The organism is Chitinophaga sp., from assembly GCF_036569125.1.
GTDB lineage: Bacteria > Bacteroidota > Bacteroidia > Chitinophagales > Chitinophagaceae > Chitinophaga.
In genome coordinates, this window is the sequence record NZ_DATCRF010000472.1 from 1 (window position 1) to 9,772 (window position 9,772).

Below are 9,772 nucleotides of genomic sequence, written 5' to 3' on the forward strand. Positions count from 1 at the left end.
TTCAATAAAACCGCCGGCCGCTTTCCCGTTCTTATACTCGCTGTATAAATGTCTGTCCTGGAAAGGTGTGAGGATCACATCGGAATTTTTGGCATTGGGATTATCCTCGCTTTTTTCAATATCTTTTATTTTAGCGGCCACCTTCGCCAGGTTTACACCGGGCCGCAGCTTTACAAACTGCTGAAAGGCATTACCTGAAAAAGTACCGGCACGCAAAGCTTTTACGTAATCCCGGGTTTGCTCATAATAGCTGAAAGGCACCACATATTTAAACTGAAAAGTGGCATTGGCCGGCAGGTCTTTGAGGATGCCGGTCACCTTCAGATCATGCAGGTTATCTATGCGCACTATTTTGCCTATGGCATTCTGACCGCCGAATAATGCTTTGGCGGTAGATTCCGTGAGCACGATGGAAAAAGGCTCTTTTAACACGCCGTTGGCCGTACCTTCCAGCAGGGGGAATTTAAATATTTTCAGGAAGTCGCTGCCGGCTACGGCGCCCCGCAGGTACATCTTCTGCTCCCCGGCCATTAACCCGTGAGGGCCCATCCAGTCTGTTTCTGCCAGGTATTCAACTTCAGGGATATTGTTGCGGAGCACATCGGCCAGCTTCAGGGAAGTAGTGTTGAAGGTAAGGATCTCACCATTGCTGTTAAAATTGCGCTGTACCTGGTAAATGTGCTCATAGCCGGGCAGAAATTTATCGTACGTATATTCCTTATATACCCATAATGCTATCAGCAGCGTAACGGCCATGCCCATAGCCAGGCCCAGGATATTAATTGCACTGTACACCTTATTATTGACCAGCTGCCGCCACGCAATTTTAAGATAGTTGGAGATCATGGGGAGGTTGTTTACCCGGGCACTGCGCTAAGAAGGTGCCAGATAACGAGGTATTTAAAAATCAGCCGGTTAGATATTTGAGTACGGAGCTAACTGTCCGGTTTCGATACAGGGGTGTCCGTTTATGTGTGCCACACCTTTGAGGTGTGGCACACGTATTACGCTTCTTCTTTTGCCTTTTCCTTCACTACCACCAGGTCTGACATTTTTACGTTCATGGGTAAATTGCCGATCTTCACGATCACGCGCTTGTCGCGGATCTCCAGCACCTTACCTACCTGGTTATTGGTAATGATCTTTACCTGGTCGCCTACCTTACACTGCCCGCCTATTTCCTGGAACCGGTCATTGATCTTTTTCTCCTGTTTTTCGTTGATCTGTTTCTGGCGCTTGTGGAACAACAGGGCCTCTGCCTGTTTCAGCACTTTCTGCTTATCATCGGTACGCTTCCACTCCACTACGATCTGCTTCATTTTGCGTTCCATATCTTTCAGGTACTGCAGCTCATCCTCCCGGATCTTGTTCTGCAGCTTTAACACGGCCTGCTCCTGCTTCTGGCGTTCCTTGTCCGACAGGATCTCGTATTCCTTTTTCAGACGTTCGTTTTCCTTTAGCAGCTTTTGCAGGTCCTTTTCTTTTTGCTCTACTTTTTGCAGGTCCTGCTCGGCTTTGTTCAGCAGCTTATCCAGGCGGAAATGGCCTTCATCCACCAGCTTGCGGGCGCGGTTTATGAGCCCGGGATCCAGGCCTATGCGCTGCGCAATAGAAAAGGTGTAGGAGCTGCCGGGCTTACCTACCATCAGCTTGTACATGGGCAGCAGGTTTTGCTCATCAAACCCCATGGCGCCGTTAATAATGCCCTTTACCTTGTTGGCCATTATTTTCAGGTTCAGGTAGTGCGTGGTTACAATACCAAAGGAGTGCTTGCGCGCCAGCTCTTCCATGATCACTTCCGCAAAAGCCCCGCCCAGGTTGGGATCAGAGCCGCTGCCCAGTTCATCTATAAAAAACAGCGTTTTGCCGTTAGCGTTCTCCATGAAGTACTTCATGTTCTTCAGGTGGGAGCTGTAGGTGCTTAGCTCAAATTCCAGCGACTGCGTATCGCCGATGTGGATCATGAGCTGCCGGAAAATACCCAGCTGTGAGGTGGGGTGCACCGGCACCAGCAAACCTGCCTGCAGCATAAGCTGTATAAGGCCTACTGTTTTCAGCGTTACGGTTTTACCACCGGCGTTAGGGCCGCTGATCACCAGGATGTGCTGATCCTTATCCAGGGTAACGTTAATGGGTATAGTAGGTTTGCTGTTCTTACGGTTATATAATAATAGCAGCGGATGGTACGCATCTACCAGATGCACCTGCGAATGGGCGGTGATCATGGGAAAGTTACCATCCATATCCAGCGCCAGCCGGGCTTTGGCACGTATAAAATCGTACAGGCCCAGTATGTCGTGGTAATTGGTGAGCAGCGGTGCATGCTGGCTTAAGGCAGCGGTAAGGTTGCGCAGGATGCGGTATACTTCCTTCTCCTCCTCCCTTTCCAGGGAAAACACCTCGTTATTGATCTCAATGGTTTCTTCCGGCTCAATGAAGGAGGTTTTGCGGGTATCGGATTCTCCGTGCAAAATGCCTTTTACCATGCGTTTGTGCTCTGCAAAAACAGCTACCACGCGGCGGGTGTTCAGGAATGCTTCTTCAATATCTGCCAGGTAACCCTGTTTGTTCAGCTTTTGCAGAATGCGGTCAAACACACGGCGCAGCTCCGTACGTTTGCGGAATAACGACATGCGGATCTTTGCCAGCTCCGGGGTAGCGTTATCGCGTACCTGCCCGGCCTCATCCAGCACCTCATCTATCAGCGCTATTACCTTTTTCTCGTAATGGGTGTGGGCAATTACTTCGTACATACCGGCGTACTGGATGCGGCGGTCGTGGTCAAAAAAACGGAAAATGCCGTGCATGATCTCTGCCAGCTTGCGTACCTGCATCAGCTGCTCTTCTTTTAACACCGCACCTTGTATGCCCAATAAACGCAGTTCTGTTTTCAGGTTCAGAACCGGATCGTTGGGAAAATATTCCTGCAATAATAAAAGCTGTTTGTACTCGTGCGCCTGCTGCAGGGCCGACCGCACATAATCGATATGTGTATGCAGCCGCAGATCCTCTGCCATTTGTTTGCCCAGCTCCGTTTTGCAATGCTCTTTTAATAAAGCCTGTATTTTGTCAAACTCCAATTGCACCAGGGCCGAATCGGGAAAATATCTCATGTAAATCGTTCGTCTTTTTTATTGTCAGATGGAATAACCTGGCTCTTGGCCGGGTTGTTCCATCCCGTTGTATCTAAAAGAATGTTAAAGTTACTTAACTTGGCCGTTCTAAGCATCGCTATTGTTGTAATTTACGTATCTGGAGTAAAAATTTTATGTTACGATATGCCTTGTTAAGTGGTTTGCTGGCGGTTACGATGGCTGCCTGCGCCCAAAATGGACCCACCGGTACGGAAAAAGTTCCCGATGATATGGATACATCCAATATTTCCCAGGTAGAAAAAGCCACTTTTGGCGGCGGTTGCTTCTGGTGCACGGAAGCGCAGTTCCAATACCTGGATGGCGTAGTAAAGGTAGAATCCGGTTATGCCGGGGGCACCGTGGCCAACCCCACCTACGAAGAAGTATGCACCGGCACCACCGGCCATGCAGAAGTGATACAGGTTACCTACGATCCGTCTAAAGTAAGCTATGAGGAGCTGTTGCAGGCTTTCTGGCAAAGCCATGACCCTACCCAGCTGAACCGGCAGGGGAATGATGTGGGCACGCAGTACCGTTCTGTAATTTTTTATCATAATGAGGATCAGCATAAAAAAGCGGAGTATTACAAGCAAAAGCTGCAGGAATCCGGCGCATATGATAAACCGGTGGTAACGGAAATTGCGCCCTTAACGAATTTCTATGCCGCGGAAGATTATCATCAGAACTATTATAATCAAAACGGTTCACAGCCTTACTGTACGTACGTGATCAAACCGAAGCTGGAGAAATTCAAGAAAGCATTTAAGGATAAGCTGAAACATTGATCCGCATAAAAGAATGTAAAATTTCAAACCGACGAAGGAGGTTCATAGAGACCATTTAAAAGACTTTATGAACGAGATAAATGTAAAAGTGGAATGCAACGGCTGGGGAACAGTATCGCTGCATTCCACTTTTACATTTATGATTTAAAATTTTACATTTTACATTCTTTTGGCCCGCCCTTCTAAAAAACATCCCGGAAACCTTTATTGACTGAACTTTATCAAAAGTATTTTGTAGTTTATACGTAAAGCCTAACCCCATGAGCCTATTGCCAACTTTACAGGCTATCATGAACCATCCACTGAACAGTGGTAATAAAATTGGTTCCATATTGCTTTTTTTGAAGTGGCAGATAAGTGCCCGCCTGATCCCGTATCCCATTATTTACACCTTTACCAGCCGGGCAAAACTGATCATACAAAAAGGTATGAAGGGCGCTACCCAGAACCTCTATTGCGGGCTGCATGACTTTAATGATATGGGCTTTCTGCTGCATTTTTTGAGGAAAGAGGACCTGTTCGTGGATATTGGCGCTAACGTGGGCAGCTATACGGTGCTGGGCGCGGCACATGCAGCGGCATTCACCATTTCAATAGAGCCGGTACCCGGTACGTTTAAGAACTTACTGCAGAACATCTGGCTTAACCAGATCCAGGAAAAGGTAAAACCCCTCAATATTGCGCTGGGCGGTACTGCCGGCAAAGCATACTTCAGCAGCCAGCTGGATACTATGAACCATGTGGTCTTAGACAAAGCCGAAACAGCCATTGAAGTAGAAATACATACCCTGGATGAAATATTAGCGGAACAATCCCCTGCGCTGCTGAAAATTGATGTGGAAGGATTTGAAACCGAAGTATTAAAAGGCGCTGCCGCCACTTTGCAGAAAGAAAGTGTGAAAGCCATTATTATTGAGCTGAACGGGCTGGGAAAGCGCTATGGCTTTGACGAAGGCTTTATTCATCAGCTATTATTACAGCACCATTTTTTACCGCATATTTATGATCCGTTCCGGCGGCAGCTAACCCCCTGCCCTACTTTTGGCACCCATAATACTATTTACATCCGGGACATTCCCTTCGTAGCTGAAAGGATCAGGACCGCCGAAAAGATCCCGCTACGGAATAAGCTCATCTGATCACCCCGCACCCGCATCCCTCACTCCCATTTAGATACAATTTAAAAAAATACATCAAGAGTTATCGAATGTTAAAAACAGTGTCAATAAAACAATAAAATAGTAACTTGACGGAGTAATTAGCTGTTACCACTTACCACGTTTTAAAAAACTGAACAATCTATGCTTGAGCAGTCTACCACTACTACTGGGAGCATCTACAGCGCCATTGAAGAAAAGACCATCGATCTTTGTCTGCGGAAGGGTATGATAGAAGGCATAAAGTATTACTGGAAGGAAAAAAATCAGCAAACAGGCATCCGGCAATCCTTACGCCTGGCCAAAGAAGATGTGGAAACCTTATTGCGCACCCGCGGCCTGCGCGATGCTGTAAGACAACCTAAGAACAAAACATGGCTGGTGATGGTGGGCATCATCCTGCTGAGTATTGCTGTGGCCATTTACTTTTATTTCAGGGCCCAGATACACTAACCCATCTTCACAGAAGTCATTGTAAAAGACCCCATCACTACCTTGTCATTAAAGAACACAGGCTGATCTTTTGCGCCCTGCAGGCCCAGTGTGTACAACAGCGGGTAATAGTGATCCGGCGTGGGAATGGCCAGTTTGGCGGATCTGCTTAACTGTTCATAATGGATCAGCGCCTGGTGGTTACCTTCTGTTATATTTTTCTTAAACAGTTCATTCATCTCCACAGACCAGTCAAATGCAAACTCAGGGGTATCCATTTTATCCCAGGCTGCCATGCGCAGGTTATGCACCATGTTACCGCTCCCCATGATCAATACGCCTTTTTTACGTAAGGCGGCCAGCTCCTTAGCCAGCTCATAGTGGTAAGCCGGCGGCTGGTGGTAGTCGATACTTAACTGCAGCACCGGTATGTTGGCGTTGGGGTACATATGCCGTACAATGGTCCAGGTACCGTGGTCAAGGCCCCAGTCGTGATCCAGGCCTACATGGGTTTTAGTGATCAGCTGCTGCGTGGCAACGGCCAGCTCCGGGCTGCCCGGGGCCGGGTATTGTACGGCGTGCAGCTCCGGTGGAAAACCGCCAAAATCATGAATGGTTTTGGGATGTTCCATGGCTGTAATATGTGTGCCCCTTGTTAGCCAGTGTGCGGATATTACCAGCACAGCTGCCGGTGTGGGGATCTCTTTCCCCATTTGCGCCCAGCGCTGGCTAAAGGCATTATCTTCAATACCGTTCATGGGGGAACCATGCCCTACAAATAACACCGGCATGGTAGTGTCCTGTTCGTTCAGCCCATCTGTGAAGTTCCTGAACGATTGTAATGAGATCATAGCTGCTGCTCCTCCTATTAATTTCCCTATAAAATCTTTTCTTTCCAAAGGGATAATGTTATGGTTTTTACATTGCAAAGGTACGCCTAAAAAGCGGGTGCAGGGTAGCAGCTAACCTGGAGGTAAGCCTTTGATGCTTATATATTTCCTTTGCTGGCACATACCATAGCAGCAATGATCATGGTAACGGAAGGCCCGCTGAAAATGCCCCATTAGCAGCTCATTCTGCTTCAATGTATTACACTGGTGAGCATGATAAAAATTGTTCACTTCTAAATACCAGTGTTCGTTTTTATAGTCACAACTACCTAAGTATTTTCGTACATTGGCAAGATGGAATCCAATACTTTCCTACTGTATGGCGCCTATGGCTATACCGGTGAATTAATTGCACGTTATGCTACACAATATGGGCTATCACCAATCCTGGCCGGCCGCCGTGCCGCTGCATTAGCCCCCTTAGCTGCTCAGCTGGGTTTACCATATGTGGCCATTGACCTGGACGATACACCTGCCCTGCTGGCTGCTCTGCGCCAGGTAAAGGTAGTGGTGAATGCTGCCGGGCCCTATAATTTTACTGCTAAACAAATGGTGGAAGCCTGCCTGCAAACCGGCACCCATTACGTGGATCTGAATGGCGACCTGGATATTTTTGAAATGATCAGGCAGTATGATGCGATGGCCAAACAGGCAGGCATAATGTTATTACCCGGCGCTGGTTTTGATGTGGTGCCTACCGATTGCCTTGCACTATTCCTGAAGAACAGGTTGCCCGATGCAGTGGACCTGAAGCTGGCGTTTACCATCCGCGGCAGCGGCCTGTCACATGGCACTGCTGTTAACACAGTTCAAAAGCTGGGAGAACCGGGCGCCGCCCGCATCAATGGCCGTATAGTAAGTGAGCCTGTGGGTAAAAAAGCCATGTGGGTAAGCTTTGGCGGCAAGCCCATATTGGTGCTTAGCCTTCCCTGGGGCGATGTAGCTACTGCCGGCTACAGTACCGGTATTCCTAACATACGCGCCTATACCAATATGCCGATGATAGCTTATTGGTTGTTAAAAGTACAGGTCCTCTTCAACTGGCTGTTGCGCAACCCCATTGTACGCAGCCTTATTAAACGGAAAATAGACCGTGGCCCTGCCGGCCCGGGAGATGTAATGCGTACCCAGGCCACCAGCTATATGTGGGGCCGGGCTACCAACGCAAACGGACAAACGGTTACTGCGCGCCAGCGCACACCGGAGGCTTATGACCTTACAGCTTATGCTTCCTTACTCATTACACAGAAAATATTACAGGGAAATTTTACCGCAGGGTATCAAACACCGGCTATGGCTTATGGTGAGAACCTGGTGATGGAGCTGCCCAGGGTACAGCGGGAAGTGTTGTAGATGTGCAGATGTGGAGATATGCGGATGTGCAGATGGATTGGATGATGTGCTGGTATGCATATAGATGGTTACATATGGAGATGGACCTGACATGGGCAGGACATGAGATTCACCTGAGAGAAACATGGGAGCGGCATGGGAGTAACACGGAAGCAACATGGGGTAAAAGCGTACTTAAAGCGTAGTAAAAGCGTTGGTAGTATGGATATTTGTTGATATGTGGAGCTTCATTTACACGTTGGCATATTACACACGGTAAATATGTGCGCAGATGGCGGGGTAGTTATTAATGGCAGCATGGCGCTTTTCATTCGCACACCTGCATATTTGCACATCTGCACATCAAAACCACTTGCCTGTACCCGTAAAATCCATTAACTTCATAACGTAGCAATGCCACTATAGATAACACCTGAACCGTGTAGTTGTTTAACCTTAACCACGTAAAATTCTGACTGCAATGACCTTCACCTCCCGTAGAGATGTATTGAAAACACTGGCTGTAGGCAGCAGTGTGCTCCTGCTTTCCCCCAACGTACTGTTAGCTGCCACCCGCCGTAAAAAAGACAAGCTGGGCGTAGCGCTGGTAGGCCTGGGATATTACAGCACAGATCTGCTGGCCCCTGCCCTGCAGCAAACCAGGAACTGTTACCTGGCCGGTATTGTAACCGGCACCCCTTCCAAAGCAGAAGCCTGGAAAAAGAAATACAACATCCCCGACAAAAACATTTACAACTACCAAACCTTTGACCAGATAGCCAATAACCCGGATATTGATGTAGTGTACGTGGTGCTGCCGCCCTCTATGCACAAAGAATATGTGATACGCGCAGCCAATGCCGGCAAACATGTGTGGTGCGAAAAACCCATGGCTATTACGGAAACGGAATGCCAGGAAATGATCACCGCCTGCCGTAAAAATAAACGCTCGCTGGCTATCGGTTACCGCCTGCAGCACGAGCCCAATACACAGGAATACCGCCGCATTATAAAAGAGCAGCTGCTGGGCAAAGTAAAAGAGGTGAACTGCGCTGCCGGTTACCGCGATGACCGCACCAACCACTGGAAACAGATCAAAGCCCTGGGCGGCGGGGTAATGTATGATATGGGCGTATATGCCATACAGGGCGCACGCCTGGGCAGCGGTATGGAACCCATAGCCGTAGTATCTGCACAAACCTCCACCACAAGACCGGAGATCTATAAGAACGGGCTGGATGAAACCGCTATTGCCACCCTGGAATTTCCCGGTGGTGTGCTGGCCCATATTAAAACCAGCTTTGGTGAAAATGTGAACTTCATGAACATTACCTGCGAGAAAGGCGATATTAAACTGGCGCCTTACTCTGCCTATAACGGCGTAAAGGGCAGCAGTCCTTTAGGCGAAATAAACCATCCCTATGAAGTGCCCTGGCAGCAGGCCAAACAAATGGATGATGATGCCCAGTCCATTATGCAGAAAAAGGCCATGCAGGTGCCCGGTGAAGAAGGCCTGCGTGATATTCGCATTGTGGAAGCCATTTACCGGTCGGCCGGTAGTGGTAAAAGGGTGATGTTATAGCTGGATAGATGAATAATCAATGCTTTCCCCAAACTTCCTTCCATCGCGCAAACGCAGATGGTCTGATCCAATAGCGGGCAAAATTGCCTTCATGCAAAGACAGGAGTTCAGTATCGACGGTTTCGGTAAACTTTGCCTGATCTTTATGAAGGAGTGTTGCAGCCTTGATACGGATCAGCCTTTTAGCATCTTCCAGCGGCATTGCATTGGACACAATTTCAGTAACAAGATCACGAATATCTTCACGGTATTTCATCCGGAACATGTCTGGCTCGCCTAATGATTGACGCAAGGCGGCATAGCGAAGCGCTGAACGTTCATAAGCCCACATAAAGACATTTTTCAGTAATTCAACACGGTTGAGTTCATAAACGCCTAACACTCCCTGCACATAAAGGTCTTCCGGAACATCGACGAAAGCCAGTGGAGCAAGATTATGTTTGTTCAGAGGTATATTCGC

At 48.2% G+C, this 9,772-nt stretch carries 9 protein-coding genes; 5 read left to right on the plus strand and 4 right to left on the minus strand.

The features are described from left to right. Nucleotides 1–846: ABC transporter permease (locus tag VIM87_RS17585; protein WP_331998265.1), on the minus strand; the 846-nt coding region annotated here is incomplete at its 3' end. Nucleotides 847–1,004: 158 nt separating this feature from the next. Then, nucleotides 1,005–3,113 carry an endonuclease MutS2 gene (locus tag VIM87_RS17590; RefSeq protein ID WP_331998266.1) on the minus strand — a complete coding sequence of 703 codons (2,109 nt, stop codon included), beginning with the start codon at nucleotides 3,111–3,113 and terminating at the stop codon, nucleotides 1,005–1,007. A gap of 155 nt (nucleotides 3,114–3,268) precedes the next feature. On the opposite strand from VIM87_RS17590, the gene msrA reads away from it, so the two are divergent. The 3 genes from msrA (at nucleotide 3,269) to VIM87_RS17605 (ending at nucleotide 5,529) form a co-directional block, all read left to right on the plus strand. Continuing rightward, complete coding sequence (gene msrA, locus VIM87_RS17595; protein ID WP_089914526.1) at nucleotides 3,269–3,919, plus strand: peptide-methionine (S)-S-oxide reductase MsrA; 651 nt, start codon at nucleotides 3,269–3,271, stop codon at nucleotides 3,917–3,919. A 260-nt stretch (nucleotides 3,920–4,179) separates the two neighbouring features. Beyond that, nucleotides 4,180–5,058 carry an FkbM family methyltransferase gene (locus tag VIM87_RS17600; RefSeq protein ID WP_331998267.1) on the plus strand — a complete coding sequence of 293 codons (879 nt, stop codon included), beginning with the start codon at nucleotides 4,180–4,182 and terminating at the stop codon, nucleotides 5,056–5,058. 162 nt (nucleotides 5,059–5,220) lie between these two features. Then, complete coding sequence (locus VIM87_RS17605; protein WP_331998268.1) at nucleotides 5,221–5,529, plus strand: hypothetical protein; 309 nt, start codon at nucleotides 5,221–5,223, stop codon at nucleotides 5,527–5,529. Here the strand turns inward: VIM87_RS17605 and ygiD are convergent. After that, nucleotides 5,526–6,407: a 4,5-DOPA dioxygenase extradiol gene (ygiD, locus tag VIM87_RS17610; protein ID WP_331998269.1), complete on the minus strand. Its 882-nt coding sequence runs from the start codon at nucleotides 6,405–6,407 to the stop codon at nucleotides 5,526–5,528. The genes VIM87_RS17605 and ygiD overlap by 4 nt on opposite strands. A 285-nt stretch (nucleotides 6,408–6,692) precedes the next feature. On the opposite strand from ygiD, the gene VIM87_RS17615 reads away from it, so the two are divergent. Continuing rightward, nucleotides 6,693–7,751 carry a saccharopine dehydrogenase family protein gene (locus VIM87_RS17615; protein WP_331998270.1) on the plus strand — a complete coding sequence of 353 codons (1,059 nt, stop codon included), beginning with the start codon at nucleotides 6,693–6,695 and terminating at the stop codon, nucleotides 7,749–7,751. 460 nt (nucleotides 7,752–8,211) lie between these two features. Beyond that, nucleotides 8,212–9,312, plus strand: coding sequence for a Gfo/Idh/MocA family oxidoreductase (locus VIM87_RS17620; protein WP_331998271.1), 1,101 nt, complete (start codon nucleotides 8,212–8,214; stop codon nucleotides 9,310–9,312). Between the two features lie 16 nt (nucleotides 9,313–9,328). On the opposite strand, the gene VIM87_RS17625 is transcribed toward VIM87_RS17620, so the two are convergent. Continuing rightward, a partial coding sequence (locus VIM87_RS17625) for a hypothetical protein (RefSeq protein ID WP_331998272.1) occupies nucleotides 9,329–9,772 on the minus strand: 444 nt, incomplete at its 5' end.

What these genes read in the sequence shown, in the direction of transcription:
- VIM87_RS17590 (WP_331998266.1), bottom strand. Translation starts at nt 3,113, where the DNA reads ATGAGATATTTTCCCGATTCGGCCCTGGTGCAATTGGAGTTTGACAAA.
- msrA (WP_089914526.1), top strand. Translation starts at nt 3,269, where the DNA reads ATGTTACGATATGCCTTGTTAAGTGGTTTGCTGGCGGTTACGATGGCT.
- VIM87_RS17600 (WP_331998267.1), top strand. Translation starts at nt 4,180, where the DNA reads ATGAGCCTATTGCCAACTTTACAGGCTATCATGAACCATCCACTGAAC.
- VIM87_RS17605 (WP_331998268.1), top strand. Translation starts at nt 5,221, where the DNA reads ATGCTTGAGCAGTCTACCACTACTACTGGGAGCATCTACAGCGCCATT.
- VIM87_RS17615 (WP_331998270.1), top strand. Translation starts at nt 6,693, where the DNA reads ATGGAATCCAATACTTTCCTACTGTATGGCGCCTATGGCTATACCGGT.
- VIM87_RS17620 (WP_331998271.1), top strand. Translation starts at nt 8,212, where the DNA reads ATGACCTTCACCTCCCGTAGAGATGTATTGAAAACACTGGCTGTAGGC.